Source organism: Roseateles chitinivorans (assembly GCF_050632145.1).
GTDB lineage: Bacteria > Pseudomonadota > Gammaproteobacteria > Burkholderiales > Burkholderiaceae_C > Roseateles > Roseateles chitinivorans_B.
This window is the reverse complement of record NZ_CP192577.1, coordinates 4,183,127-4,207,024: the sequence shown is the minus strand read 5'-3', so window position 1 is coordinate 4,207,024 and position 23,898 is coordinate 4,183,127. Positions and strand designations below refer to the sequence as shown.

At 65.4% G+C, this 23,898-nt stretch carries 23 protein-coding genes and 1 pseudogene; 12 read left to right on the top strand and 12 right to left on the bottom strand.

From position 1 onward, the window contains the following. Position 1 precedes the first annotated feature (1 nt). Positions 2–1,138: a hypothetical protein gene (locus tag ACQ86G_RS19275; RefSeq protein ID WP_431256829.1), complete on the top strand. Its 1,137-nt coding sequence runs from the start codon at positions 2–4 to the stop codon at positions 1,136–1,138. 725 nt (positions 1,139–1,863) lie between these two features. Then, positions 1,864–2,424 (top strand): hypothetical protein, encoded by a 561-nt coding sequence (locus tag ACQ86G_RS19270; protein ID WP_431256828.1) that lies wholly within the window; start codon positions 1,864–1,866, stop codon positions 2,422–2,424. Positions 2,425–2,427: 3 nt separating this feature from the next. Here the strand turns inward: ACQ86G_RS19270 and ACQ86G_RS19265 are convergent, their stop codons facing one another. Continuing rightward, complete coding sequence (locus tag ACQ86G_RS19265; RefSeq protein WP_431256827.1) at positions 2,428–2,949, bottom strand: hypothetical protein; 522 nt, start codon at positions 2,947–2,949, stop codon at positions 2,428–2,430. 261 nt (positions 2,950–3,210) lie between these two features. On the opposite strand from ACQ86G_RS19265, the gene ACQ86G_RS19260 reads away from it, so the two are divergent. The 3 genes from ACQ86G_RS19260 to ACQ86G_RS19250 all read left to right on the top strand — a co-directional run bounded on the left by ACQ86G_RS19260 (position 3,211) and on the right by ACQ86G_RS19250 (position 4,690). Then, positions 3,211–3,654, top strand: coding sequence for a hypothetical protein (locus ACQ86G_RS19260; RefSeq protein WP_431256826.1), 444 nt, complete (start codon positions 3,211–3,213; stop codon positions 3,652–3,654). 100 nt (positions 3,655–3,754) lie between these two features. Beyond that, positions 3,755–4,204 (top strand): hypothetical protein, encoded by a 450-nt coding sequence (locus ACQ86G_RS19255; RefSeq protein ID WP_431256825.1) that lies wholly within the window; start codon positions 3,755–3,757, stop codon positions 4,202–4,204. Positions 4,205–4,321: 117 nt separating this feature from the next. Beyond that, a complete protein-coding gene (locus ACQ86G_RS19250) occupies positions 4,322–4,690 on the top strand; it encodes a hypothetical protein (protein WP_431256824.1) in 369 nt (122 codons plus the stop codon). Positions 4,691–4,835: 145 nt separating this feature from the next. Here ACQ86G_RS19250 and ACQ86G_RS19245 read toward each other — a convergent pair whose 3' ends face one another. Next, complete coding sequence (locus ACQ86G_RS19245; RefSeq protein ID WP_431256823.1) at positions 4,836–5,300, bottom strand: VOC family protein; 465 nt, start codon at positions 5,298–5,300, stop codon at positions 4,836–4,838. Positions 5,301–5,422: 122 nt separating this feature from the next. Between ACQ86G_RS19245 and ACQ86G_RS19240 the strand changes: the two genes are divergently transcribed. Beyond that, on the top strand, positions 5,423–6,268 hold the full coding sequence (locus tag ACQ86G_RS19240; protein WP_431261446.1) for an AraC family transcriptional regulator: 846 nt from the start codon (positions 5,423–5,425) through the stop codon (positions 6,266–6,268). Between the two features lie 103 nt (positions 6,269–6,371). Here the strand turns inward: ACQ86G_RS19240 and ACQ86G_RS19235 are convergent, their stop codons facing one another. The 5 genes from ACQ86G_RS19235 to ACQ86G_RS19215 all read right to left on the bottom strand — a co-directional run bounded on the left by ACQ86G_RS19235 (position 6,372) and on the right by ACQ86G_RS19215 (position 12,974). Then, complete coding sequence (locus ACQ86G_RS19235; RefSeq protein WP_431256822.1) at positions 6,372–6,755, bottom strand: hypothetical protein; 384 nt, start codon at positions 6,753–6,755, stop codon at positions 6,372–6,374. A gap of 356 nt (positions 6,756–7,111) precedes the next feature. Beyond that, positions 7,112–8,482, bottom strand: a complete 1,371-nt coding sequence (locus ACQ86G_RS19230) for an MFS transporter (RefSeq protein WP_431256821.1) — start codon at positions 8,480–8,482, stop codon at positions 7,112–7,114. Positions 8,483–8,865: 383 nt separating this feature from the next. After that, positions 8,866–10,284 carry a hypothetical protein gene (locus ACQ86G_RS19225; protein ID WP_431256820.1) on the bottom strand — a complete coding sequence of 473 codons (1,419 nt, stop codon included), beginning with the start codon at positions 10,282–10,284 and terminating at the stop codon, positions 8,866–8,868. Positions 10,285–10,500: 216 nt separating this feature from the next. Next, positions 10,501–11,742, bottom strand: a complete 1,242-nt coding sequence (locus tag ACQ86G_RS19220) for a DUF6161 domain-containing protein (RefSeq protein WP_431256819.1) — start codon at positions 11,740–11,742, stop codon at positions 10,501–10,503. Between the two features lie 257 nt (positions 11,743–11,999). Further along, positions 12,000–12,974, bottom strand: coding sequence for a hypothetical protein (locus tag ACQ86G_RS19215; RefSeq protein ID WP_431256818.1), 975 nt, complete (start codon positions 12,972–12,974; stop codon positions 12,000–12,002). A gap of 314 nt (positions 12,975–13,288) precedes the next feature. Between ACQ86G_RS19215 and ACQ86G_RS19210 the strand changes: the two genes are divergently transcribed. Next, complete coding sequence (locus tag ACQ86G_RS19210) at positions 13,289–14,767, top strand: hypothetical protein (protein WP_431256817.1); 1,479 nt, start codon at positions 13,289–13,291, stop codon at positions 14,765–14,767. Positions 14,768–14,991: 224 nt separating this feature from the next. On the opposite strand, the pseudogene ACQ86G_RS19205 reads toward ACQ86G_RS19210, so the two are convergent. From ACQ86G_RS19205 to ACQ86G_RS19190, 4 genes and pseudogenes are all read right to left on the bottom strand, one after another. Continuing rightward, a pseudogene (locus ACQ86G_RS19205) lies at positions 14,992–15,821 on the bottom strand (methyl-accepting chemotaxis protein). After that, a complete protein-coding gene (locus tag ACQ86G_RS19200) occupies positions 15,818–16,537 on the bottom strand; it encodes an MCP four helix bundle domain-containing protein (RefSeq protein ID WP_431256816.1) in 720 nt (239 codons plus the stop codon). Before ACQ86G_RS19200 ends, ACQ86G_RS19205 begins: the two are co-directional and overlap by 4 nt. A gap of 110 nt (positions 16,538–16,647) precedes the next feature. Next, the gene (locus tag ACQ86G_RS19195; RefSeq protein WP_431256815.1) at positions 16,648–17,508 is read right to left on the bottom strand and encodes a LysR substrate-binding domain-containing protein; all 861 of its coding nucleotides are present in this window, start codon (positions 17,506–17,508) and stop codon (positions 16,648–16,650) included. After that, positions 17,505–18,539, bottom strand: a complete 1,035-nt coding sequence (locus tag ACQ86G_RS19190; RefSeq protein ID WP_431256814.1) for a Gfo/Idh/MocA family protein — start codon at positions 18,537–18,539, stop codon at positions 17,505–17,507. Before ACQ86G_RS19190 ends, ACQ86G_RS19195 begins: the two co-directional genes overlap by 4 nt. A gap of 218 nt (positions 18,540–18,757) precedes the next feature. Here ACQ86G_RS19190 and ACQ86G_RS19185 point away from each other — a divergent pair, with 218 nt between their 5' ends. The 3 genes from ACQ86G_RS19185 to ACQ86G_RS19175 all read left to right on the top strand — a co-directional run bounded on the left by ACQ86G_RS19185 (position 18,758) and on the right by ACQ86G_RS19175 (position 21,852). After that, positions 18,758–19,387, top strand: a complete 630-nt coding sequence (locus ACQ86G_RS19185) for a nitroreductase family protein (protein ID WP_431256813.1) — start codon at positions 18,758–18,760, stop codon at positions 19,385–19,387. A gap of 162 nt (positions 19,388–19,549) precedes the next feature. After that, positions 19,550–20,449 carry a LysR family transcriptional regulator gene (locus ACQ86G_RS19180; protein ID WP_431256812.1) on the top strand — a complete coding sequence of 300 codons (900 nt, stop codon included), beginning with the start codon at positions 19,550–19,552 and terminating at the stop codon, positions 20,447–20,449. 107 nt (positions 20,450–20,556) lie between these two features. Continuing rightward, positions 20,557–21,852: an aspartate aminotransferase family protein gene (locus ACQ86G_RS19175; protein ID WP_431256811.1), complete on the top strand. Its 1,296-nt coding sequence runs from the start codon at positions 20,557–20,559 to the stop codon at positions 21,850–21,852. 50 nt (positions 21,853–21,902) lie between these two features. On the opposite strand, the gene ACQ86G_RS19170 is transcribed toward ACQ86G_RS19175, so the two are convergent. Further along, positions 21,903–22,589: a DJ-1/PfpI family protein gene (locus tag ACQ86G_RS19170; RefSeq protein WP_431256810.1), complete on the bottom strand. Its 687-nt coding sequence runs from the start codon at positions 22,587–22,589 to the stop codon at positions 21,903–21,905. A 50-nt stretch (positions 22,590–22,639) separates the two neighbouring features. On the opposite strand from ACQ86G_RS19170, the gene ACQ86G_RS19165 reads away from it, so the two are divergent. Together ACQ86G_RS19165 and ACQ86G_RS19160 are read left to right on the top strand one after the other, a co-directional pair. Beyond that, the gene (locus ACQ86G_RS19165; RefSeq protein ID WP_431256809.1) at positions 22,640–23,500 is read left to right on the top strand and encodes a GlxA family transcriptional regulator; all 861 of its coding nucleotides are present in this window, start codon (positions 22,640–22,642) and stop codon (positions 23,498–23,500) included. Positions 23,501–23,637: 137 nt separating this feature from the next. Next, complete coding sequence (locus ACQ86G_RS19160) at positions 23,638–23,892, top strand: hypothetical protein (RefSeq protein WP_431256808.1); 255 nt, start codon at positions 23,638–23,640, stop codon at positions 23,890–23,892. Positions 23,893–23,898 lie beyond the last annotated feature (6 nt).

Here is a 23,898-nt window from a genome sequence, read left to right as displayed (position 1 = left end):
CATGCGACGCACCCCTGCCATCCAGCGTCCGGCGTCCGGCCTCGTCCGGCTCGGCGTCTCCTTTGCCTTGGCCAGCCTGCTGCCGCTTGCCGCATGCGCCGCGGGCCAGACCGGGTTCCTGTCCACATCCGATCTGCGCTGGCTCTGCCAGCAGCCCTCGGTCGCGCGCGTGAAGGTGACGCGTGTCGCCGTCGACGCGCCGGATACCGCCTGCGACGGCGCGTTGTCGGGCGACAGCTGCCGCATGGTCACCGCCGAGGTGATCGTGCTGGAATCCCTGCCGCTCCTGGGCGCCGTGAAAGGCCTTCCGCTCAAGCCCTTCCTGTCGGAAGGTCCCAACCGCGTCCGCTTGCAGATGGCTTCGCGGAACTACCTGGCCCTGAAAGAACCGCCCTTCCCGCTCGTCGGCGTCGAGGGATTGCTCGGGATGCGCGAGCTGCCCGCGGACCCCATCGGCAGGCCGGAGCCGATCCGCTCCGGCGTGATCCTGCCAGGACGGACCGGCGCGCAAGACCTGGACACCGCGTGCAAGCCGTTCCGGCACTGGAGCGGCCAACAGCATCCGCCCTTGCCGGCGCAATTGCCGGGCGATCACCCGGCCCGGACCGAGAGCGCGCAGCAGCTCGCGCACCGTCTGGCGGGCCTGGTGGGCCCGATGCCCGCTGAACCGGCATCACTGGAGAAGCGATTCGGCGCCCGCCTGTTGGCCGGCGCCGCACCGACGGCCGATGAATCTAACTTCCACGGCCTGGCGCAACTCGATGCGTCCTGGATCCGTCTCTGGCGCAGAACCTGGACCACGGAGACCGGCCGGAAGCGTGTCACCCTGAGGGCCTCCCTCACCGATCCCTATCCGGAGCACCGCAACGTGCCATGGTGGGATGACGCCCCGTCGGACCGGATCCACACGCAGCCGCATTGCATCAGGCCGTCGATGGTGATGAAGGAGATGGGCGATGAATGGCCGCGCGCCGACATCGGCCCGCCGTATCACACCCGCCTCCTGCATCGCTATCCCGACTACGACGTCCGGATCCTTTTCCTGCCGCATGGCTCTGCTCCCACCCGACCCGAGCAGGAGCCGAACACCTCGGACGACTGCATCGACAGCCTGTTCGTGTTCTTCGAGCCGCGCTGAGGCCGGGCCTCGCTTCACAAGAGAGACGTCGCCCAGGGAGCCGCGCCGACTTCGCCACTCGCATCTCATCCGCCATGGCGGCGTACTGCGGCGCGTTGATGGCCTTGATCGCCGGCAGCGTCGCGGCAATGCGCTGCACCAGTTCCACCCTGTACTGGGCGGCAGTGCCGCATCGCGAAGGTGCGGGCCCCGGAAGCGCCTCGATCACCCGGATGTTGCGCTCGGGCCGCACGGCGAAAGGTCCGTGATGTTATTGACGTTCGCGATGGAAACGCCGTCCGGACCACGCCAGCTTTGACACACTGGCCGGTTGCACTTTTCCTACCGCCCATGCTCGCTCGATCACGTCTCGCCCTCCTCGCGCTCGCTCTTGTCCTGACCGCCTGCGCAAACTCACCGCGGCTTGAAGTCCCGCCAAGCCTCGCGGCCGAACAAGCGGCCCGCCCTCCTCTGACCTGCGTGGACATCCTGGTGGTGACCCGTCCAGGATTCGAGGTCCAGAAGCTCTTCGGGCTGATCACTCCGCCCAATGCGGAACTCAAGAGCTTCGACATGTCATCGAAAGTCGACTCGATGATGAACTACCTTGTCGGCGAGTTGAGGTATCAGATGGCGGAGGCCGGATCTGCGGGCACCGTCTCCTCGAGTTCCAGGGGATACCGCCCCTCCAGCTGCCGCAGCCACGTCGTCACCGTGATCCCCACGGAGGTGACCCAGAGCGGGGGATGCCGCCCATCGCGAAGGTGCAGTTCACCCTGTACGAGATGCCCACCAAACGCCAGGTCTGGCGGACGGCGACCAGCTTTGGCGAAGGAGAGGGAGTGGTTCCGCTGTCGCGGGCCCTGATGACGGCACTGCAGACGCTGGGCATGAAGACGACCGCCCGGCCCGCGGTGCGCATCGACATCCCCGGCGTACCGGTGAACAAGGGCGATACGGTGGCCAGCGTGCGCTCGACGCTCGGCACGACCGTGGAGACCCAGCCAGAGAAAAGCCTGATGCCCAACAAGCGGAGTTCTTCGATCACCCTGGCGGATCGCGGCGTGCAGGTCTTCTTCGATAACGACGACAAGCTGGAACGGGTGAAGCTGTTCCAACCCTATGCGCAGGCCATCCAAGGCGTGAAGATCGGCGACAGCCGCGCTGCGGTGCTCGCCACGCTCGGCGAGCCCACGAACGAGGAATTCATCACCCGCCCGTACATGGTGTACCGCGCTGGCTCCAACCGGGTCAGTTTTCAGGTGGGCAACAAGGGACAAGTGGAGTCGATCTGGTTGTCCCAGTGAGCGTCAACGGCTGTTGACGTCACTCTCGACGACGGCAAGTGCGCCGTTCTCGTCGATGCGGAAAGTGCGGCGGATGGTCTGTCCACGGGTCCTACTTTCCGGCCGGTCATCCCTTCCCTCCACGATGAACCGCATCTCCGTCCCCGTGTATCGAACGTCCGGCAGCACTTTGTGGATCAGCATGTCATCCGATCGGCCCGCGAAGGGCAGGAAGCTCTTGAGCTCATAGTCCCCGAACACCTGTCGCTCCAGGAGCGCCAGGATCTGCAAGGACTCGGTCCCTCCACGATTCCCGCTGAGAAGTGCCACGACGTAGTCGCTGCCGCTCCGGCCTCGCATCTGCTGAACCAGGCTGGGGTCGCGATTCCAGGAAGGCATCGGCATCAGCAGACGCTGAGCGCGATTGATCTGCTCCTGGAGGGTGGATTCGGGAGCGGGAGCAGGTGCCGGGGTCGCGGCCCCGACCGCAGTGATGGCGACGACGAGCATCGATGCGCCGAGACGAAGAGAAAGTTTCCAGCTCATGCGCTGACCGATCCAAGTGAGGCGCCCTGACGGGCGACAGTGTCCATGCGACTCCCGATTCTCGCTGCCTTCGGACGCACCCGTCGCCAGACGACATCGCCATCCAGGCTGAACGCGTCCCCCAGGAGATTCCGCGCAGCCCGCGTCCTCCCGACGTGGACACCGAGGTGGAACGCGCACGCCTGTCTCCGCCAGGTGGCGTGAGTTGTCCGCTGTGGAAGCGGACGTACCATGCGAGCCCGGCCATTCATCGAGTTCTCCTTGGCGTACACGGACTTCGAGATCACACTCTCCGCGACCTTGAGCCCAGCGCAGATTGCAGCCGCATTCACCGAGCTGATCCCAGCCGGCCTGCAAGTCGACGTTCAAACCGAGTTCCCGGACGAGCTCGGCGCGGTGTGGGCTCGAATCCACCCGACTCCAGATCCGGATTGGCCCTGCTTTGTCTCGGTCACGTGCGCAGATTCCTGCGGGATCGCGCCCTATGAAGATCTCGTGCTGGCAAGGCATTTGTGGGAACGCTTCGGCGTGAGCGCCTTGTGTCACACGTATCCCTTCCTTGAAGAAGTCGATCCACGCGATCCCTATTGGTCGCTGGCGTGCGTGAGTGGGGCATGGCATCTGGCTGACACCAGCGGAACGCTGCTGTCCGGGACCGGTACAGACAAGGTTCGCCTGGTCCGGCCGGTTGAAGTACCCTGGTAATTCGCATCCTTCTGCCACGATTCACCCACTGCGAGCGCCGCGGGGTCGAGCACTTCAGCGCACCGCGAGGCGCCCCCTCTCCTGAGGCTCCGAACGACCAATGACACCGTCTGCAACGACCCGCAAGCCCGTCGAACAGCTCACTGCTGTCGATCTCGAAACCTATCCGATCTGGGAGTTCGTCTCTGATGATGGCGGGCAGGACGAGGAAGACGGGGACGAAGACGAGACCTGGGTCAAGCCGGTCCTTGCCGATTCAATCCCGCCGAAGAGCTATACGCTCTGCATGGCTGCGGCTGCACGACTGGCCTCGGGTGCCATCTATCCGGCTGTTCTGTTTGGCGACACCGTCGAAGGGTTCTCGATCGACGGACTCGCGCTGCTGACGACTGAAGGCCGGGTGCTGTTCCATGGCAGCGACTCCGCATCCGAGAAGCGCCTCGCCTTGAAGCGTCTGGGGTTAGGCCAGCGCGATGTCTTTCCCATCGAATTCGCGACGAGAGCGCCGTTGGCCGCGACGGGAGCGCACGTGTTCGGTCGTTGGGAGTAGCGCGCTCGTGGTCGCGTGGACCTTCCCAGTGACCGTCTCTGGTATCCATGCCGTAGCGCAGACAGTCGAACCTGAGCGACTGAACGCACTCGACCTGAAGCGATCGGAACAGCGCTCATGACCGAAGCCCCGATGCTGGAGGCCCCAGAGCCAGCGGCTGCATGCAGGGACGCCATCCTGGAATGGGGCCGGCTTGCGCAGCTCGCGGACTTCGCTGAACGGCGCCATGGCTATGGCAACAGCAACAGTGGATCCGGAATCACGTATCCGGGCGACCTGGATGAGTACGACATCCACGTCCGCGGCATCCACATCCCGCCGGGATCGCTGCTTGTCTATGGCCTTGCATTCGCAATCCCGCCGGGCTGGGAGCGCCTGGTAGAGGAGCGTGTCTACCTGCAGGTGCTCGCCGAAGTCCTGGAGGAACAGGGGCTGGATGCCGAACGGAGACGGGTCGTCGCACTGCTCAACGGTCCGAGCGATTGAAGACGCCAGAGGGCTTCAGCCAGATGCGGCTGTGAGGTCTTCAAGCACGCGCGTCCGCCTGCGCTGCGGTACATGCGGTGGTTCACGCCCCGCCGTCCGCGAGGCCACCGCCTCGATTGGCGGGCCGACTCCCCATCGCCTCGAATCACCGACTTGGCATCGGCACGTGCTGATCGATCAGCAACTCGTTGCCATCCGGGTCCGTGACCACGAAATGCGCGGGGCCTCGCGTTGATTCGTCCGCCTCGACAGTCATCGTGAGCCCCCGAGCCTTCAGGGCGCGTTGCAATTCGCGCACGTCCTGGAAGTGCTCCAGCGGCACGCGGTCCTGGGACCAGCCCGGGTTGAAGGTCAGGAGGTTTTTCGGGAACATGCCCTGGAACAGCCCGATCTTGGTGCTGCCGTTCTGAAGAACAATCCAGTTCTGCTCGAGCTTGCCGCCGACGGGTTTGAAGCCGAGCTTCTCGTAGAAGGCCAGCGATGCCTTGATGTCCTTGACGGCAAGGCTGACCGAGAAGGCGCCGAGATCCATGGATTTGCGCTCCTGGGCAGAGGGGGAGGACACGTAGCTCGCCACGAGCAGCGCGATGAGGCAGTGGGTGAGTTTCATGAGGCGTCCACGACGAAGACCAGCCGGTACCATGCCGGAAGTCCGCACGACCTGCTTGCCAAATCTTGCGATCCGCCTCCGCCGACTACCTGGCCCGCCTGAACCTCGCGATCAACTTGATCGTGCGAGACCTTGCGCAGCCGCTGTCGCTGCGGGCCTTGTCCGAGACGTCCGGCTTCTCCACTTTTCACTTCCACCGCGTGTTCAAGGCGCTCGTGGGCGAGACGCCCAACCAGTTCGTCAAGCGCTTGCGGCTGGAGCGTTCGCTGTACCTGATGTCCCATGCACCGCGGATGTCCTTGACGGACGTGGCACTGCATTGCGGGTTCTCTTCCTCGTCCGACTTCTCGCGCAGCTTCAGGCAGCACTTCGGACAGGCTCCGCGGCGCTTCGATCTCGACGCTTTCCGCGACATGAGGCGGGCAGACTTCGACCGCCTGCTGGGCGAGCAGTACGAACCGCCCCAGTTCAACGTAATGGACGCCGGCGCCAATCCGGATCGGTTCGAGGTGCGCCTGCGCGACCTGCCCGCGCGTTCTGTCGCCTACCTGCGGGTCTTCGACCCCTACCAAGCGGGTGCGGTTCAGAAGGCATCCGAGCGCCTGATCGCCTGGGCGGAGCAGCGCGGCCTGGCGGATGGGCAATGGCTGGGCTACATGTGGGACGAGCCGGAGATCGTCGCCTTGGCGGACTGCCGCTACGACGTCGCCCTCGTGGTCGACGACGATGTGCCTGAAGACGACATCGGGAGCTTCAGGTTTCCAGCCATGCGGATCGCCGAACTCGACATGTGCGGCGACATCCACCTCGAGGTCCGCGCGCTGGACTGGCTCTACAAGACGTGGCTCCCCCACAGCGGCTATGTCCCCGACGACCATCCGACCTTCGAAGCGTGGGTTGGCCGACCATTTGCGCATGGCAACGACCATTTCGAACTGACCTGTCAGTTGCCCATCAGGCCCGCGTGACGGCCGTCTGCGCAGTGGTCACGCGTCGACTGCTGGCCTCGACATCGATGTGCAGCGCAAGGTGATCCGCATGCGCCCTCACCTCGCGCCTCGGCTCTCGCGCTCAAGCCGAAACCTTCCTCCGATCCTCATCCACCGCGCGCTCCACCACGCCGAGCATCCCCAGCCCTTCGCGCAGCGACTCCTTCACCGCGGTGGCCACGTGCTTGGCCGGATCGCCTTCCGCGCAGTTGTCGGCGAGCATGGACAGCATCGACGCGCCGCTCACCAGCAGTGCGCGCAGATTGGCCAGCGCCGAGCCCGTCGTCAGATCCGCGCGCAGGCAGATCGCATCGGAGCCGAGACGCGGTCCGAAGATCAGCGGCTCGGTCATGCCCCAGTCGTGCTGCAGGTGGATCAGCGTCTGCTGATCGCAGCCCGCGAGCGGATGCCGCGAGCGCAGCGGCTTGTCGGACTCGTCGATGCGTGCTTGTTGGAAACTTGCCATGTCGTACTACCCCGGTCAACGTTGGAAGCCACCGGCTACGGCGTTGAAGGCGACATGCCTTCGGATCGACCGGAGAGGTGGGCGAGATGTTCAACTCACGACGACGGCGTGAGGCCGTCCTCGCGGATAGGCCCATCTCGCCCCATGACCGAATGATCAAAGGCCCGGACGTCAGCCTCGTGGCCGGCGCCGGGGTCGTTGGTGGGTTGAATCACCGGGGTCCATGCTGCGTCCGATCTGGCCTTCGTTCTCTGATCTATATCAAAGACTTCCGGCCATTCCTCCCATAGAGGGAGTGAGGGGGATGGCATCCCCCTTGAGGGTCAGGACTTGCTGGGCGTAGGTCTCCCGACCTCTCAAGCCCGAACCCGCAGCCGCGCGAAACTCGCCACTGCAGCCAGCCCAGCGGTCACACCGCCCAGCGCCAGGGCGACGGTCGGGCCGTCACGCAGGCCGGCCAGATGGAAGCACAAGGCGACGAGCGCGGCGCCGCTGGCCTGTCCGAGCAGCCGCACCACCCCGATGACGCCGCTGGCGCCGCCGCTGCGATGCGCCGGCGCGCTGGACATCAGCGCCGTCAGGTTGGGTGCCTGGAAGAAGCCGAAGCCGGCGCCGCACAGCGCCATCCAGAGCACCAGCATCGGCAGCGAGGGATCGTGGGACTGCAGCGCCAACCCGCACATGCCGACCGCCAGCACGGCCAGGCCGATGCCGCCCAGCAGCCCCGGCGCATGCCGGTCCGACATCCGGCCGGCCAGCGGCGCGGTGATCGCGACGACCACCGGCCACGACGTCATGAGGTAACCCGCGTTGGCGGCGTCGCGGTGCAGGACTTGCTCGAAATAGAACGGCAGCGAGACAAAGGCCAGGCCCTGGGTGGCGAAGGCGCAGACCGCGGTCACCGCCGACAGCGCGAACATGGGTCTGCGCAACAGGTCCACCGGCAGCATGGGCGTGGCGTGGCCGCGCTGGCGATGCAGCAGGAGCGCGCCGGCGGCGAAGGTCAGCACGACAGCGGGCAGCACCTGCGTCCAGGCGGACAACTGCGCCATGGAGCCCAGTGCAAAGATCAGCGCCGCGAAGCTGGTGGCCGTCAGGACGGCGGTGCCCACGTCGAAGCCGTGCGGGCGGGGTGGGCTGCTCGGCAATGTCGGCCAGGCACAGGCGATCGCCAGCAGGCCCAGGGGGACGTTGATGCCGAACAGCCAGGGCCAACTGGCCGCGGACAGCAACACCGAGGCCACCGTCGGCCCGATCACGAAGCCGATGCTTCCCACCAGCGCATTGATGCCCACGCCGCGGCCCAGCCGGGTCGGTGGGTAGATCTGGCGGATCAGCGCGATGTTCACGCTCATCATCGCGCCCGCGCCGATGCCCTGGACGGCTCGCGCGGCGGCGAGCAGCTCGACGCTTGTCGCGGCCATGCACAGCCCCGACGCGACGGTGAACAGCACCAGCCCGCCGAGAAAGACTCGCCGCGGGCCGATGCCATCGCCGAGCGCGGCGAAGGGCAGCATCGTGGCGACGACCGCGAGCTGGTAGGCATTGATGACCCAGATGGCGGCGGCGGCATGCGATTGCAGGTCGGCGGCGATGGTCGGCAGCGCGACGTTGGCAATGGCCGTGTCCAGCGTGGAGAGCATGACGCCCAACAGGACCGCCAGCAGCGCGCTGCGGCTGCGAGGGTCAAGGCCTTGTTTTTCTCGTTGCTGATCGTCGGGGGACATCGCGGGCGGCTGCTCAGAAGGTGGGATGGGGTGGTCCCGCCGAGCATTGGCCTGCGCCGCACCGGATGGACCTTGCCCGATCATCAGCCAACACCTTGGCGCACGATTCCGGAGGACGCACGACGATGAGGTCGGCTCCCCGACGACACCCGAACAGAGGGCGCGGAACGCCGTAGAGCGCACAGCCCGGTGTGCAGGAGCAACACTGAGTCGAGGTGACGCTGGTATCAATCGCTAGATCGGCACCTTCCGTAAGCCTCTCGGTACGGCTTGTCGAAGCACTCGGCCAGTCCGGCCAACATCGCGTTCTGCGCGTCGGCTTCTGTCGCACGTCGATCGGAACTGCAGGCGGAGGCAACTACCAAGGTCCTGCTGCGACCCACCTATGGAGCAACGGCGTAGGTCGTGGTAGTCCCCGGATTTCGACGGATGACTGCGTACTGGATCCCGTCACCATTTATGTCAACTACATCCACAATGCGGCCCGAAAAGTGGGCGAGCACAGGTGGCACATGCACGGTCTGCCCAAACACAGTTACATCGCCTCGTGCACCTACGACAAGTTGAAACGCGACATTGGCCTGCTGCATGTGTTTCTCACGCTCGGCGAGGAACTCATCCCCCACCGCAACGTAGAGGTCCTCGGAAAAGGGGTCGCCCGTTGGAATCAGGGTATCGGTAACCGTTGCCGCCGCCCGTGAAACAGCGGCGAACTCTTCCCATGAAGGAACGTAGTCGTCCATGAAGGCGATGCGACGGTCGAAATGCTCCGCCAAGGTTCGAGCATTCCTTGCGTAGACCATGCGGGTCGCGTGCTGCTTGATGAAACCATCGCTCGTCAGCTTCGTGCCGTCAAAGGTAGCGATTCGCTCTTCGTCGATGAAGACTTCGAGTTCAAGCTTTCGTCCTTTGTTCCAACCTTCCAGAAGGTCCGACAGCGTCGTCAAGTGAGCATTCAGGCGTACATCTTTTCCGTCCCAAGGCGCGGCATCCAGAGTCAACTGCATGTCTGCGCTCTTTCGAGCTCCGGCACGGAGGAATGGCACGCACACCTCAAGCTTCATCACCCCATCGAAAGCGCTAACGCTCGCCGTTAGGGACTCGGTCCCAGAGACTGCGACGCCCTCAAGCGTTGCGATGCATCTCCTCGTGGCACCTGATTCATCAGCCATGAGGCAGCGGACCATAGCCGGGGTATCGGCTGCCCACATCTCAAGCTTCACCGGCCCGTCCTCGTGAAGGTACTCGAACAACGGGGACCCACTCACCTTCATGTGGCTCAACTCGACCGTACCGCCTCGCCCGTGCTTGACGATGTTTTCAACTGCCGCTCGCATGGGGTCGATGTCCGCCCCATGGAAAGTCATATTCATCTGCACACCATCCTCGATGGCCCAGAGTTCCACCTGCGGAGCGTCGCCGACAAAGGACACCTTGGTCCTCATGCGCGAGTCCAGCGAGTTCAGGTGAGAAGTTGCTGCCTCCCGCGTGTTCGCAAAGGCTTGCAGACCTTGCCTCGAAGGGCTGCCGTAGAGGGTCGCCGCGATTTGTTGTTGGACGTCCAGCTTGCTTAACGGTTTCTGGTGAAGGCGCATAGTCGCCGCGGCCTCCGCCTGCTGCTTCCAACTTTGCAACATGTCGGCTGTGTGCTGGCTCTCGTCGCTATCCACCTGCTTCCCGCAGGTGGTGCATAACCAAATCCCATTGTCGATGGACCGGCGCTCTTCAGAAGTCTGCTCCGGCTTGTACCGTGGCCCCTCAGCGCTTGCAGCGTGTATGTGAGCAGCGACCCCGACGTTCATAAACCTTCTCTGGTTCTCAGCCGGCGCGGCTGTTCCGTGTTCACAGTTAGGGTTTGAGCAGCGATGTCCGGCTCTCATGGCGAGCTGCCGTTTGACCGGTTCGGGGAAGTCATAAACGCGACGTGCCATACCGCAATCTTGTACCAAAACCTGAGCGCCACCGCCCAAGGTCTGCACATCCGCCGGAAGGCGCGGTATTTCCAAATCTTCTGCCAGCTACTTGCTGGTCTTGGTTAGCAACTCAGCGAGCGAGAGCGGTATTCCTTCATCCTTGACGATGCCGTCACTCGCCGGTCGGAACAGCGCCTGCAAGATGAGTCGCCGGTCCTCCTTGTCGCTCAGCTTGTCACCTTCCATAAGGGAGAGGTAGGTCTGCACCATGACCACTCGTTCCGCGGCATCGCCGAGCAGATGGAGATGGCTGAGGAACATGCGGACCAGAAGCCTCAACGCCCAAACCGAGAACACCCCTAGAGTGGCCAGCAACGCGATGCGCCAAGTCTCCGGCATCTTCCCCGATTGCGCCGTATCTAGTAGGTCGTGGATCTGAACGCCCAACCAACCTGCTGCGCTTCCGATGCCAGCGAACGACAAGATGCCGGTGAGGGTTGCTCCGATGCGGTGACCGACCTGCTTCTTGCGCCAGTAATCCGCCGGCGCGCGCAGCGCCATCTTTTCGTTGAACTTCTCCTCGAGCTCGCGCATCGCCTCGCGATGGCCGTTGGCCATCTCTTCGAAAGTCCTCAAGCGCTGCTCTTGGTCGCCTTTGAAGGCTTCAGCCTGCGAAGTGGACGCGCTGATGACATTCGTCGCTAGCGCCTGATAGTCACGATGCAAAGCGTCGTATACCAGCGTCTTCTCACCGATGACGGTTTCTGCCTTTTGGACGACTGCGTCGAAGGCAAGCCCTGCAGCTTCAATACGCGCATCGGACCTTCCTCGCGACGAAGAGAACCGTTCGCTCAGCCCCGCCAAGAGACCTCGCCACGAACCTAGTGTCAGCGCTTGAAACTGATGACCGCCATCGACCGGACCAAGCATCGCCGCGAAGAAGAAGCTAGCACCAAGGTCCCCGTACTCCTGACGAGCGAGCCCTACCCGCTTTCCCAGCTTGGACCCGCTGTACGGGAGGCGGCGTTCAACAAGCGCAGCGTTAATCTGCGACCGTGCGTTTTGGAGTTGCTGAAGCGAGTGGTCTCGGTTGCCCTCCCAGTAGTTCCGCGCCTGATTCGTATCATTGATCGCTTGGCTCAGACAATTAACCGCCTCAAGAAGAGGCTGCGCATGACTGCCGTGACCACCTTGATGGAGCCATATCCAGCACTGCTGCTCCTTGGTTAGCCACTGACCGAGCTCATCGACTGTCGTAGGCGCCAGCAGCCCTCCGTTTGTTCCAAGGTCGAGCCGGAACAGCGGCGCACTCGCCGCTGCAGGAGCGGAGTTCCCGTCTTGCGTCATTCATTTCCTTTTAGCGTTCGCCATAAGTAAGAAACGAAAATTGGCGCTGGAACCCGACATGGAGTAGATGCTCGGTTTCACCTACGAGCAGGCCTTCAAGCCACTGGTTGGTGGAGGCTTCAAAAGCAAAGCCACGTTCACGCCACCCGACTTGATATCGGCAATCTCATCTGAGATCTTCAGATAGCCCGCCATGACTGTGTCGGAGAGACTTAATCCGAGTAGCCGCTTCGCCCGCAAAATTGACCGCTCAGCGTTTAACGCCACTGACTGCCGATGATTGCCGGCATGGGTGCGACTGCGGACACCTCTTCCTCAACGGTCCCGATTTCGCCTTCGGTGACAAGTCCCGGCTGCCCCATCTGGTACATGGCGCTGATTACCTCAAGCACGGGCACGTCGCGGCTCTGCTCCAATAGTCGGCAGAAATGCTGGTCATGCGCGTATGGCACCACGATCGGCGACGGTGTCTTCGCGTCGGCCTTCAAGAACGCTGTTACTGCGAAGAACGCGCCGTAGAACGCTTCCATGAAGCCACCGTCGTAGGGTAGCGGGCACATCACAAGATTTGTCGCATCATCTCTATACGGACGATCACTATTCCGAAGCGCGGGATACAGCCCCACGCGAAGGCCTGGCGACCCGACGAACTGCGCCTTATTGATCTTTAGCGTCGCTCCGACCCAACGTTGGTCTGTCGCCGACCCCAGAAATAGATCGCTCTTCCACAAGCCGTTCACGCTAGGAGGAAGCTCAGCTCGCGCTGCCTCCATGTTCATAGCGCGAGTGAGCTTGTTCCACAAACGCAGCAGCTTTGGCGGTTGCCCGATACCACCAGAAAGCACACGCGACTCATCGTTGATGAGCTCTTGTGCAGTATTTATGAGAGACCATTTCCCCGACTTCTCCGCACCGAACAGGATCGACTGGGCCCCCGCACGCAGTCCGCAGAACTCATCGAGGACAGTGCTGACAAGCGGGTAGATCAAAGCGTGCTGGCTACTCAGCGCGTCATGCACAGCGTATTCGAAACAGATGCCACAGTCGCGATCACCTGCTCTATATTCACGCGCCAAGTCGTAGAGCGTAATGGCCGGGTAGCCGCCCAACCGCTCAGCTCTATCGGCCTTTAGCGCAAATAAGATGCCTTTCAGCACAGGCAAGCCTAGTGCAATGCTGGCTCGGAGAGCGTCAGAAATTCCTGCATTCTGAAGTTCGGTCTGAAGTGCCAAGATCGTCTCCCTTTAGTCGTTCCAACTATAGACGCTCCATCGAGCATTTCGGTTACGTTTCAGCGACACTCTCCACTTCTACGTGAGTTCACCAATGGACCGGTGAGGGGTGGCGCGTCTAGCCTAAAGCAGTCTGTATAGCCAATGACCTGCAGATGATTGCATTGACTGGATCATTGCTTGAGTGAGCTGTTTCCGGCGTACCTAGAGCGGCTAAGGCAAGCGCATCGAGGCTAGCTGATTGGTCTGCCAGATGAAAAGCGCGTGAGGTCCGAGGGGCTTGGAAGGCCAAAAGAAGCACAAGGGAGGAAATGATGACGCGATGGGTTCGAGAGTTCGAGAACGGCGCTTTTCGATCGGAGTGGATTGAGCTGACAGGGTTAGTCGCGCGGCTTGACGTAGACGACCAGACCGTCACCTCAACAGTTGAAGAACTGGCCCGTCTAAAAAAGGTGATCGCTTTCGTTGGAAAGATGATTGAAAGCGCCGATCTAGAGCTCACGCCACGATCTGTTTGGGGACTCTGTTGGTCGCAGACCGAGGGTTGTTTGGGCCAGCTTCGTCAGTACGAGACGAGCAGGAGCGAGCAGTACCTAGTGGCGGCCAACGACCATGCCGATCTGCTACTAAGCTATGTCCGCCCCTACATGGTGGCGCCAGAGGAGGCAATCGAGGCGATGGGAGCGGCGGTGAACGCGTTCTCCTCGCAGGTTCAAGGCTACGCTCATGCATTGCAGTCGCAGTCGTCGCAAACCAGGGACGGCATCGCAGCCGCCGCCGAACAGGCCAGCAGCAGGATCGCAACCCTGGAAGAGATCGATCGACGGGCGAAGGGGTTTGAGACCTATCTATTCGGTGGGACTGGCGAGCACGAGGCAATCGAGGCAAAAGTGAGTCGCCTGGTATCTCAAATCGAGGGACGAGACAGCGAAATTCAGTCGCTTCACACGACACTCACTTCCGGACCATCGTCGACAGTCGCGGCAATCGCGGACGCAAAGCAGCAGATCTTTGACGCCCACACCGAGATCGATGCGTTGCTGAAGTCGGTCGATTCCGAATGCAAAGAGCTGGGCGTTTTCTATGACCGAATCTATGGAAAACGATCCGATCCAGACGAGTCGCGCAGAGAGAGCGGTCTGAAGTACGAGCTCGATGATCGCCTCAACCAACTCACAACTTTCGAGGCCGACCACAAGAAGCGGCACGACACGCTGTTCGAGAAGGTCGAGGCGTTACTCCCCGGGGCTGCCAGCGCCGGGCTGGCTTCAGCCTACAAGACCATGAAGGACAGCTTCTCGAGCTCCATCACTTGGTATACCCGCGCGTTCTATGGAGCACTGGCTCTTCTTTTCCTAGGCGGTCTGGCCGTGGTATCCGATTCATTCATCCTTTGGCCCCTCCAGGTGAAGCTGATTCAAACTCATGACTGGCAAGAGATGATTCGGACGATGCTCACGCGCATCCCGATCATCCTGCCGCTGGTGTGGGTAGCTATCTTCTCCGCGACACGTCGCAGCCAGTACGAACGGCTTCAGCAGGAGTATGCACACAAGGAATCTCTGGCATCCTCATACGAGAGCTATAAGAAGCAGTTGCAGGATCTGAAGCTAAGCACGGAGGAACTTCAGCAAACACTGATCGCGAAGGCAATCGAAGCCATCGCCTACAACGCCTCCGCGACGTTGGACGGGAAACATGCAGAGAAGCCGCCAGCCTTCCAGCTATTGGAGAAGCTAAGCATCGACGACATCAAGAAGCTGCTGGATCTTGCTCGACAGAAGAGTGGCTGACCAACCCAGTTTCTGGTGCGTCGATTGACCTATCCCAGCTGATGCAACGTCTTGCGCTCTGCTGCCTCTCCTATCAAAGCATCCCAATCCTTTAGCAGCCACACCGCCATGAGCGGATTGGATGTTTCCAAGCTTTCCTGCCGTCGACAAAACTCACATCCGAATCATTAGATCTGGCCGGTTGTCCGCTCGTATGGCGCTTCACTTAGCGCTTTGCGAGCGCCTTACACGATTCTGAAAGTTGCCACCGATTCAGCCAACCTCTGCGCCTGCGCTTCGAGGCTGTTAGCAGCCGCAGCACTCTCCTCGACCAGCGCTGCGTTCTGCTGCGTCACCTGATCCATCTGCGTGATGGCCTGGTTGATCTGCTCGATTCCGCGGCTTTGCTCTCCGGCAGCGCCGGAGATCTCGTTGACCAGTTCGCTCACACGGCGAATCTGCTCGACGATTTCGCGCATCGTTTCACCTGCGGCTGCGACCTCCCGGCCACCTGACGCCACCGACACGCCCGACGTCCCGATCAACGTCTTGATCTCCCGTGCCGCACTCGCACTTCGCTGCGCCAACGCGCGCACCTCACTCGCCACCACCGCGAATCCTCGCCCGTGCTCCCCGCCCTCGCCGCTTCCACAGCGGCGTTCAAGGCGAGGATGTTGGTCTGGAACGCGATCCCATCGATCACCCCGATGATGTCTTCGATCCGCTTGCTGCTGTCCGTGATCGCATCCATCGTCGCGACCACCCGCCCGATCACCTCCCCGCCGCGCTTCGCCGTCCCCGACGCCTCCGCCGCCAGCGCCGTCGCCTGACGCGCGCTGTCCGCCGCCTGGTGCACGGTCCCGGTGATCTCCTCCATCGAGCTCGCCGTCTGCTGCAGGCTGCTCGCCTGTTCCTCGGTGCGGCTCGACAGGTCCAGGTTCCCCGCGGCGATCTGGCTCGACGCCGTCGTCACCGAGTCCACGCCGCTGCGCACCTCGCGCACCAGCCCGCGCAGGCCTCCCACCATGCGCGCCAGGCTCTCCTGCAGCTCCCCCAGCTCATCGCTGCGCGTCACGCGCACGTCCGCCGTGAGGTCGCCCCCGCCACCGACTCCATCAACCGACGCACCTCCGCCAGCGGCCGCGTCACCGACCGCGTCGCCATCACGCCGAAGGCAACACCTGCCACCACGCCCGCGATCACCGCGATCCACAGCACCAGCGTCGTGTCCCGCACCGCCTCCTTCGCCTGCGTGCCGGACTCCGCCATCAACTGCTCCTGGCGATCCACCAGCTTCGTCAGCGCCTCCACGTAGGCCAGCTGCGACGGGCGCAGCTTCTGCATCAGCACGACCTTCGCGCCGTCCATGTCCTCCGTCTTCACCTGCGCGAAGAAGGCGTCCAGCGCTTCGCCGTAGCCCTTGCGCACGCTCAGCGACGCCGCCAGCAGCGCCTTGGCCTGTGTGTCCTGGACCGTCGGCACCAGCTCGTCATAGATCTTCGCCGCGCGCTGCCGCGACTCGCGGATCGAGGCCAGCTCCAGCTCGCGCTCCTGCGCCGTGTCCAGCAGCAGCACGTTGCGCGCATTGCGGGATTGCAGGTTGAGCTCGTCGAAGATGCGGCCCACCGACCGCACCTTCACGTAGCGGTCGCCGATCACCTGGTCCAGCCGGCCGTCCACCGACGTCAGCCCGCCGTTCGACGCGCCCGCCATCAGCAGCATGAGCAGGACCATCAGACCGAACGCGACGGCCAGTCGCCCGCCGATCCTGAGATTGAAAACCGAAGACATGGGCACTCCCTTGTTGTGAATGCCTTTGGGATCGGCACCAACCGGGGAACCCTGAGGGCCCGTCGCGCCGCGTGGGCGTGCTGCGCCCAAGTTGGGTGGATTTCCTTGATTTAGGTCAAGGAGGTCTCGATCGCTACCTCTTTCGAGATCGCCGCCAGCCGCGCTACCGTCGGCCGTACGCGGAACGCATCCTTGACCAGGCAGAGCGACAGTTCAGGCAACGGCGGCAGTCCCACCGCCTCATCCGCGGCCTGGAGGCCGGCGGGTGATTGAAGCGCCACGCGCGGCAGCACGCCCAGTCCCGCCCGGGCCGCCGCCCACAGCGCGGAGAGGCTGGTCGTCGACATCGCCGGCCGCCAGGCGCGGCCCGCCGTGTCCAGCGCCTCCATCGCCGTCTGCCGGAACAGGCACGGCGCGTCCGACACCAGCAGCGGCAACGGCGCCGCGGGGTCAGGTGTGAACCCGGGCGCCGCGTACCAGCGCATCGGCAAGGTCGCGATCGCGGCCGGATCGCGCTCGTCCGCCGGACGGAAGACCAGGCCGAGGTCGAGTTGCCCCGCCTCGAGCTCGTCGAGCACGCGGTCGTTCAGGTCCACGTTCACCCGCACCTTGGTGCCCGGATGCGCCTCGCGGAAACGCGCCAGCGTCGTCGGCAGCAGGCTGTCCGCGACGTCCTGCGGCATGCCGAAGAGGATCTCGCAGCAGGGATTGAGCTGGTGCAGCGCCACCATCGCCTCGTCGTTCAGGGCGAGCAGCCGGCGCGCGTAGCCCACCAGCACCTCGCCTTCATCGGTCAGCACCTGCTGCCGGCCGACCTTGCGGAACAGCTTCAGGTCGAGCCGCTCCTCCAGCGCCTTGATCTGCAGGCTGACCGCGCCGGGCGAGCGGTTCACGCGCTCCGCCGCGCGGCCGAACCCCTTGAGGTCGACCGCCGCGAGCAGCGTCCGGAGCGCCACCAGGTCCAGGATCATCCGAAGCTCCTGCCGTCGACGTCGACGGCCACCTTCGCAATATGCTCAAGCAGCGCCGCCACGTCCACCGACTCGTGCGAGGAGACGCCGATCCACGGCTTGCCGGTGAGGACCTGCTCGACGAAGGACTCGGCCTCGACGCGGAAGGCGTCCACCGCCGGCAGGGAGACGGTCTCGACGCTCGCGCCGAAGCCGCTGCCGCGCTTGATGCGCAAGGTCGCCGGCTGGTTGCCGGGCGTGCTGTTGGAGTAAGTGGTCTCGATCACGCCACCCTCGCAGGCGATCACGGCGTAGCGGTGCGCCGCCGCGTGGAAGCTGCACGAGATCTGCGCCATCAGCCCACCGCGGAACGCCAGGTTGGCGATGACGGCGGTGTCGGTGCCCCGCGGCCCCTGCCGCTTGAAGGCCTGGACCTGCTCCGGATAGGCGCCCGCGATCGCGCGGACCAGGCTGAGCGGATAGGCGCCGGCATCCATCAGCGCCCCGCCGGCGAGCGCCGGATCGAGCCGGATGTCGTCCTGGTTCTCCAGTTTGAAGCCGAAGCTGGCCTGGATGGACAGCGGCCGTCCCAGCTCGCCGGATTCGAGGAGGCGCAGCATCTCGACGGTCTGCGGCTGCGCCCGGTAGGGATAGGCCTCCGCGACATGCAGCCCCAGCCGCTGGGCCGTCTGGTGGATCAGCCGCGCCTCCTGCGGCGAGCCGGTCAGCGGCTTCTCGCACAGCACGTGCTTGCCGGCTTCCAGCGCGCGCAGGCACCACTCGGTGTGCAGGCTGTTGGGCAGGCCGATGTAGACGACCTGGACCGATTCGTCCTCGAGCAGCGCCGCATACGACCCGTGCGCGTGGGCGATGCCATGTTTCTCCGCGAAGGCCGCGGCGGCGGCCTGGGTCCGGCTGGCCACGGCGGCGACGTGCAGCGTCGCGGAGCCCTTCACCTGCTCGGCGAAGTGATTGGCGATGGATCCGGTGCTGAGGATGCCGAAGCCGAGGGAGGCGGTGCGGTCGGGGCGTTGGGCGAGCGATGCGGGCATGAGGAGTCCAGGGGAAGAGACAGGCGTCGATGAGCAGGCACTCTAGGGACCGCCCTGCCCCGCGACAAACGATTAATTCCGCCGGGGGGCTTGAGGAAAGCTAAAGGGTGCCGGGGTGGATGCGGCGGCGATCCGCAGTTGCTTATGCGGCTTTCTGCGTGGCGTACCGGCGTACGGCATGCCAAGGTCCGGGCCATTCCGCCTTCAGGAGTTCCACCATGTCCCAAGTCCTGTCCACCGCCGTGCCCGCCGACCTTCCCCACGCGCGCGAGGCCGACCACCCGATCGATCCGCTGTTCCTGAACCGCTGGTCCCCGCGCGCCTTCACCGGCGAGCCGCTGGACGCCGCCACGCTGCTGCGCTTCCTCGAGGCCGCGCGCTGGGCGCCGTCGGGCTACAACGTGCAGCCGTGGCGCTTCGTGTATGCGCTGGCCGGCACGCCGGCCTGGGCCACGCTGTTCGAGACCCTCAGCGTCACCAACCAGAGCTGGGCGCACCGCGCGTCGGCGCTGGTGCTGGTCGTGTCGCAGCAGCGCTGGCTGCCGCCGGGCAAGTCCACGCTGGAGGCCAACGCCACCCACGCCTTCGACACCGGCGCGGCCTGGTCGCACCTGGCGCTGCAGGCGTCGCTGTCGGGATGGCATGCGCACAGCATCGGCGGCTTCGACCGCCAGCGCGCCCGCGACTCGCTGAGCATCCCCGAGGACTACGCGCCGCAGGTCATCGTGGCGCTGGGCCGCCGCGGCGACAAGGCCGTGCTGCCCGAAGCGCTGCAGGCGCGCGAGCAGCCCAACACGCGCCTGCCGCTGAGCGCGATCGCGGCGGATGGTCACTTCCCGTTCGATTGAGCGGGACTGAGGCGTCGGCGACGGACGTCGCCACGTCGCCCCGCACCGACTGGTCTCTGGTCGGGTGAGACGAGCGCAGCGGTTTGTCGGGCTCGTCGGGCTCTTCGTGCGCGTTCGTGCCGGCGGCGGGTGCCGACGGAGAGCCATGGCGCACCGCGTAGGATGCGTGTGCACCTACCCCTCCCACCGCCAAGGCCCGCCCCGACCGTGACCGCCCACCTCGACTTCGATCTGCTGCGCAGCCTGGTGGCCGTCGCCGAGACCGGTGCGCTCAGCAAGGCCGCCGAACGCGTCGGCCGCACGCAGTCGGCGCTGAGCATGCAGATGCAGCGGCTGGAGGACGTCGCGGGACAACCGCTGCTGCATCGCACCGCGCGCGGCGTCACGCTGACCGCCGCCGGCGAACGGCTGCTGGCCCACGCCCGCGAGCTGACGCGCCACCACGACGAGGCCCTCGCCGAACTGCGGGGCGTGGACGTCGCCGGCGTGCTGCGTTTCAGTTGCCCCGAGGACTACGCCGTCGTCTTCCTGCCGCATCTGCTGCAGGGCTTCGCGAGCCTGCATCCGCGCGTCCAGCTCGAAGTCGTCTGCGCCCCGACGCCGCGATTGCACGAACTGCTGGCGCGCCATGCGGTGGACCTCGCCCTCGTGTCGGTGGAGAACGCGGACGAGGACGGCGTCATCCGCCGCGAGCCGCTGGTCTGGGTCGCCCGGCGCGGCTCGGCCGTCGCCGGCATGACGCCGCTGCCGCTCGCGCTGGGCGCGCAGGACGCGCTGGACCATGTGCTCGCACGACGGGCCCTGGAGGCCGTGGGCCGGGAGTTCCGCCTCGCCTACGCGAGCAGCAGCCTGGCCGGACTGATCGGCATGGCGCGCTCCGGACAGGCGGTGACCGTACTCACGCGGACGTCGGTGCCCGAGGACCTGGAGATCCTCGGCGAGGACAGCGGCCTGCCGCCCTTGCCGGTGATCGGGGTGACGCTGGCGACCGACCGGGAGCGGCCGTCGCCGCTGACTGCCGCGTTCGCGGCGCATGTGCGCAAGGCGCTGCCGGCCGCCTGAGCCGGGCACCGATGCACGCCGCTGATGCCAGCCATCAGCACTACTCGCTACCCGGGCGGCCGGGATCTCCGTAGGCTCATGTCCGTCACGAGTCCAAGGAAGCCGCCATGTCACGCAACGCCGACCCCACGTTCTGGGCCCGTTCCCGCCAGCATCTGATCCGCTACGGCGGCAGCTTCGAGCCGCTCATCATCGAGCGCGCGCGCGGCAGCTTCGTCCACGACGCCGAGGGGCGTGCGATCCTGGACTTCACCTCGGGCCAGATGAGCTCGCTGCTGGGACACGGTCACCCGGAGATCGCCGCGGTGATCGCCGATCGCGCGGCCAACCTGGACCACCTCTTCAGCGGCATGCTCAGCCGGCCGGTGGTCGATCTGGCGACGAAGCTGGCCGAGATCGCGCCGGCGGGCCTCGAGCGCAGCCTGCTGCTGAGCACCGGCGCCGAGGCCAACGAGGCGGCGCTCAAGCTCGCCAAGCTGTACACCGGCAAGTACGAGATCGTCGGCTTCGCGCAGTCGTGGCACGGCATGACCGGCGCGGCGGCCTCCGCCACCTACTGCGCCGGACGCAAGGGCTACGGCCCCGCGGCGGTCGGCTCCTTCGCGATCCCGGCGCCCAATCCCTACCGGCCGCGCTTCGGCGGCGCCGACGACTGGCAGGCGGAGCTGGACTACGCCTTCGACCTGATCGACCGCCAGTCCAGCGGCAACCTCGCGGCCTTCATCGCCGAACCCATCCTGAGCTCCGGCGGCCTGATCGACCTGCCCGTGGGCTACCTGCGCGCGCTCCAGGCGAAGTGCCGCGAGCGCGGCATGCTGCTGATCCTCGACGAGGCGCAGACCGGCGTCGGACGCACCGGGATGATGTTCGCGTGCGAGCGCGACGGCGTCTCGCCGGACATCCTGACCCTGTCCAAGACGCTGGGCGCGGGCATTCCGCTGTCGGCGGTGCTGACCACCGCGGAGATCGAGGAGCGCTGCCACGAGCGCGGCTTCCTGTTCTACACGACGCATGTCTCCGACCCGCTGCCCGCCGCGGTGGGCCTCAAGGTGCTGGAGATCGTCGAGCGCGACGGTCTGGTCGAGCGCGCGCGCATCGCCGGCGCACGGCTGGAGGCGGGGCTGCGCTCGCTGCAGCGCGAGTTCGACTGCATCGGCGATGTCCGCGGCCGCGGTCTGCTGCTGGGTGTGGAGATCGTGCGCAGCCAGGCCGGCAAGGAAGCCGCGCCCGAACTCGGCGCGGCCATCACCCGTGCCTGCATGGCGCACGGCCTGAGCATGAACATCGTGCAGCTGCCGCTGATGGGCGGCGTCTTCCGCATCGCACCGCCGTTGACGGTCAGCGACGAGGAGATCGACCTGGGACTGTCGCTGCTGAAGCGGGCGATCGAAGACGTCGTCTGACGCGTCTGACGCGTCGGGGCGCCCGGCGCCCTGCGCCCTCCTCCTGCGTCTCAGGCCGGGCGACGCGCCAGGCGCTCCGCCGCCTGCGCGACCGCGGCCGCACGGATCGGGTACCGGGCACGGCCGGCCTCCAGGCACCGCTGCACGATGTGCGGCGGCGAGGTCTCCGGCGTGCCGCCGGGGAACGGCGGTTGCGGGTCGTACTCGATCTGCAGCTGGATCTGGCGGGCAGTGTCCTCGTCGCGCATCAACGCGACGGCCTGCAACGCCATGTCGATGCCCGACGTCACGCCGCCGGACGTCAGGAGATGCCCGTCCACGCAGACGCGCGCGTCCTCGCGCAACGCGCCGAAGGCCGGCAGGAACTCGCGTGCCGTCCAGTGGCAGCTCGCGCGCCTGCCGCGCAGGAGTCCGGCGGCGCCCAGCAGCAGCGAACCGGTGCAGATGCCCATCACGTAGGACGCGCGTTCCGCCTGGGCGACGATGAAATCGATCCACGGCGCCTGCGTCAGCAGATCGTCAGCGCCCGGACCGCCGGGAACGACGAAGATGTCGCAGGCGCCGGCAGTCGCGAAGGTCGCGGTCGGCGTCAGCACCAGCCCTCGGTCGGAGGCGACCGGATCCAGACTTGCCGACACCAGCGAGACCGTGGCGCCGGGGACCCGCGCGAGCACCTCGTACGGACCGGTCAGGTCGAGTTGCGTGACGCCGGGGAACAGCAGGACGTTGACTTGCATGAAGAGGCTCCTTGAGACTCGTCACGATAAAGAATCGACAGGAGGCACGCGTGCCAGAAACGGGTCCGATTGCGCCAATCCACATCACGTTCCTCCTGTTCGAGGGCTTCCAGCCGATCGACCTCGCAGGACCGTGGCAGGCGTTCGTCTCGGCCAATGAAGAGAGCGGCCGGGCGCGTTACCGGCTGGCCACCTGCGGCGCCGCGGACATGGCCGCGACGGCAGGGGACGGGCTGCGCCTGCAGGTCGACCGGGGCCTGGCCGAGTCGCTCGCGGCGGACATCCATACCGTGATGGTGCCGGGTGGCGAAGGCGTGCACCGCGTCGCCAGGACGCCCGAGGTCCTGGCCTGGCTCAGGGCCGCGGACGCGAAGGCGCAGCGGACCTGCAGCGTGTGCACCGGCGCCTTCCTGCTGGCCGAAGCCGGCCTGCTCGACGGCCGGCGCGTGACGACCCACTGGCGCTCCGCCGCGCTACTGCGGCGGCGTTTCCCGGCCTTGCAGGTCTCCGATGAACTGATCTACAGCGAGAGCGGCAAGTACTGGACGTCCGCGGGCGTGACCGCCGGCATCGACCTGGCGCTGATGCTGATCGAGCGCGACTGCGGCCGGACGGTGGCGCAGCGGGTGGCGCGGCGGCTGGTGGTGCCGTGGCGCAGGGATGGCGATCAGCGCCAGTACAGCCAGGCGTTGCGCGCGCAGGACCGGGCGGGCGCCCCGTTCTCCGACCTGATGGACCGCGTGCTGGCGAGCCCGTCGCACCCCTGGACGATCGACGAGATGGCGGACCTCTGCCACATGTCGCGCAGGACCTTCCAGCGGCGGTTCACGGCATCGTTCGGCGTCCCGCCGCGCACGGCGCTCAGCCAGCTGCGGGAGGAGCAAGGCGTCGGTCGGCGGAGCACCGCCTGAGCACGACCATGCCGTCGTGCAGTGGCTCGCACATGGCGTCCACGTGGCTCACACATGGCGCTGAGCGCCCGACACTTCTCACTGCCCTCACAGTCGCAAAGCATCCTCCTCGTCTTTCACAGAGAGGGAGAGGTCGAATGAAACGGATCCTGGTGCGGCTGCTCGTGTCCTCGGTCATCGCGCTGGCCGCGTGGATGGGCGTGACGGCGTTGCTGATGGCGTGGTGGCTCCCGCCGGTTCCTCCTGGCACGGACGACCTCGGCGCCGGACTGCTTGCGGTCACCATCGCGGTCGCGACGCTGCAGGTCGCATTGATCGCCCTTGCGGTGTTCAACGTGTTCGCCGGGTTGCGGGATCGCCGCCTGGCGCGTCAAGAGGGGCTCAGGCGTTAAGCTCGC

Bases quoted from the DNA above. Each gene is read 5' to 3' on its own strand.
- ACQ86G_RS19180 (WP_431256812.1), top strand. From the start codon at position 19,550: ATGCGTGTGCACCTACCCCTCCCACCGCCAAGGCCCGCCCCGACCGTG.
- ACQ86G_RS19200 (WP_431256816.1), bottom strand. From the start codon at position 16,537: ATGTCTTCGGTTTTCAATCTCAGGATCGGCGGGCGACTGGCCGTCGCG.
- ACQ86G_RS19275 (WP_431256829.1), top strand. From the start codon at position 2: ATGCGACGCACCCCTGCCATCCAGCGTCCGGCGTCCGGCCTCGTCCGG.
- ACQ86G_RS19175 (WP_431256811.1), top strand. From the start codon at position 20,557: ATGTCACGCAACGCCGACCCCACGTTCTGGGCCCGTTCCCGCCAGCAT.
- ACQ86G_RS19250 (WP_431256824.1), top strand. From the start codon at position 4,322: ATGACCGAAGCCCCGATGCTGGAGGCCCCAGAGCCAGCGGCTGCATGC.
- ACQ86G_RS19245 (WP_431256823.1), bottom strand. From the start codon at position 5,300: ATGAAACTCACCCACTGCCTCATCGCGCTGCTCGTGGCGAGCTACGTG.
- ACQ86G_RS19195 (WP_431256815.1), bottom strand. From the start codon at position 17,508: ATGATCCTGGACCTGGTGGCGCTCCGGACGCTGCTCGCGGCGGTCGAC.
- ACQ86G_RS19185 (WP_431256813.1), top strand. From the start codon at position 18,758: ATGTCCCAAGTCCTGTCCACCGCCGTGCCCGCCGACCTTCCCCACGCG.
- ACQ86G_RS19265 (WP_431256827.1), bottom strand. From the start codon at position 2,949: ATGAGCTGGAAACTTTCTCTTCGTCTCGGCGCATCGATGCTCGTCGTC.
- ACQ86G_RS19270 (WP_431256828.1), top strand. From the start codon at position 1,864: ATGCCGCCCATCGCGAAGGTGCAGTTCACCCTGTACGAGATGCCCACC.
- ACQ86G_RS19220 (WP_431256819.1), bottom strand. From the start codon at position 11,742: ATGACGCAAGACGGGAACTCCGCTCCTGCAGCGGCGAGTGCGCCGCTG.
- ACQ86G_RS19255 (WP_431256825.1), top strand. From the start codon at position 3,755: ATGACACCGTCTGCAACGACCCGCAAGCCCGTCGAACAGCTCACTGCT.
- ACQ86G_RS19190 (WP_431256814.1), bottom strand. From the start codon at position 18,539: ATGCCCGCATCGCTCGCCCAACGCCCCGACCGCACCGCCTCCCTCGGC.
- ACQ86G_RS19230 (WP_431256821.1), bottom strand. From the start codon at position 8,482: ATGTCCCCCGACGATCAGCAACGAGAAAAACAAGGCCTTGACCCTCGC.
- ACQ86G_RS19170 (WP_431256810.1), bottom strand. From the start codon at position 22,589: ATGCAAGTCAACGTCCTGCTGTTCCCCGGCGTCACGCAACTCGACCTG.
- ACQ86G_RS19225 (WP_431256820.1), bottom strand. From the start codon at position 10,284: ATGAACGTCGGGGTCGCTGCTCACATACACGCTGCAAGCGCTGAGGGG.
- ACQ86G_RS19160 (WP_431256808.1), top strand. From the start codon at position 23,638: ATGAAACGGATCCTGGTGCGGCTGCTCGTGTCCTCGGTCATCGCGCTG.
- ACQ86G_RS19235 (WP_431256822.1), bottom strand. From the start codon at position 6,755: ATGGCAAGTTTCCAACAAGCACGCATCGACGAGTCCGACAAGCCGCTG.
- ACQ86G_RS19210 (WP_431256817.1), top strand. From the start codon at position 13,289: ATGACGCGATGGGTTCGAGAGTTCGAGAACGGCGCTTTTCGATCGGAG.